Source organism: Brachybacterium tyrofermentans, assembly GCF_014897585.1.
Lineage (GTDB): Bacteria > Actinomycetota > Actinomycetes > Actinomycetales > Dermabacteraceae > Brachybacterium > Brachybacterium tyrofermentans.
Genome location: NZ_JABUXW010000082.1, coordinates 1 through 1,402 on the forward strand (window position 1 = coordinate 1; position 1,402 = coordinate 1,402).

General features: G+C 65.4%; 1 protein-coding gene. It reads right to left on the reverse strand.

Annotated elements, in window-relative coordinates:
• Positions 1-56: 56 nt before the first annotated feature.
• On the reverse strand, positions 57-1,319 hold the full coding sequence (locus INT49_RS20790) for an IS256 family transposase (RefSeq protein ID WP_193119625.1): 1,263 nt from the start codon (positions 1,317-1,319) through the stop codon (positions 57-59).
• Positions 1,320-1,402: the final 83 nt, after the last annotated feature.

Here is a 1,402-nt window from a genome sequence, read left to right on the forward strand (position 1 = left end):
GGAGGTGTCAAGTTTTCTGTGTAAGGGGCCGGTCGAACAGCCTCTCTGCCGGGTGGTCAGAGCGGAAGTCGGTTGGGGAACTGAACGGCGAAAGCATTGAGGGCTTGATGCCATCCCTGAGTGCCGGTTCCGAGCTGGCCACCGCGGCGGGTCTCGATGTTCCGGATCCCCAGATAGACCAGCTTCATCGCCGCCTCGTCCGACGGGAATGAGCCCCTCGTCTTGGTGATCTTCCGGAGCTGGTAGTTGATCGACTCGATCTGGTTGGTCGTGTAGATGACCTTCCGAATCTCGGGGGTGAACGCCAGGAACGGGATGAAGTCCTCCCACGCGTTCCGCCACGCCAGCACCGCCCCCGGCGCCTTGCTGCCCCAGGCCTCGGCAAAGGCCTCCAGGGCCAGCTCAGCGGCCGCCACGGTGGCCGCGGTGTAGATCGGGCGCATGTCCTTGGCCATGGTCTTGCGGTCCGTGTAGGAGGCGTACTTCATCGCCGAGCGCAGCAGGTGGACCACGCAGGTCTGGACCACGGTCTCGGGGTAGATGCTGTTAACCGCGGCCGGCAGCCCGGTCAGCCCATCGCAGCACAGGATCAGGATGTCCTTGGTGCCACGGTTGCGAATCTCGGTGAGGACGTTGGCCCAGAACTTCGCGCCCTCGGTGGCCCCCAGCCATAGGCCCAGGACCTGCTTGCGGCCCTCCATATCGACGCCTACGGCGACGTGGCAGGCCTTGTTGGTCACGACTCCGCCGTCGCGGATCTTGAGCCAGATCGCATCGATGTAGACGATCGGGTAGACCGACTCCAGGGGCCGGGACTGCCACTGGGCGACCTCGTCGGTGACGACGTCCGTGACCCTGGAGATCGTCGCGGCGGAGACCTTCGAGCCGTAGATCTCCTCGAGATGGGAGCCAATGTCGCGGGTGGTCATCCCGCGGGCATACAGCGACAGGACCATGTCCTCGACCCTGCCCAGTCGGCGGGTCCGCTTGGGCACGATCACGGGCTCGAACGAGCCGTTGCGGTCCCTGGGGACGGTGAGCTGCACTGGGCCCTGGAGGGTATGGATGGACTTGGTGGTCTTGCCGTTACGGGAGTTGCCCGTTCCGGCGCCGGCAGGGTCGCCGGACTCGTAGCCGAGGTGGTCGCTCATCTCGGTCTCCAGGGCCCGCTCCAGCACGGCCTGGGTCATCCGGGACAGCAGCTCCTCGACCCCGTGGCGGCCCTCTCCGAGGTCTTCGGCGGCGTTGACGAGGGCGTCGACCTGGTCGGCGCTCAGCACGCCCGCAAGAGGGTTCTGGGCATCAGCAATCTCGGTCATGTCATCGGTCCTTTTCAGAGGCGAGCCCGCAGGTCACACCTCGGTTAGAGACCGGACCCTTACACAGCTAATGAAACACCCTC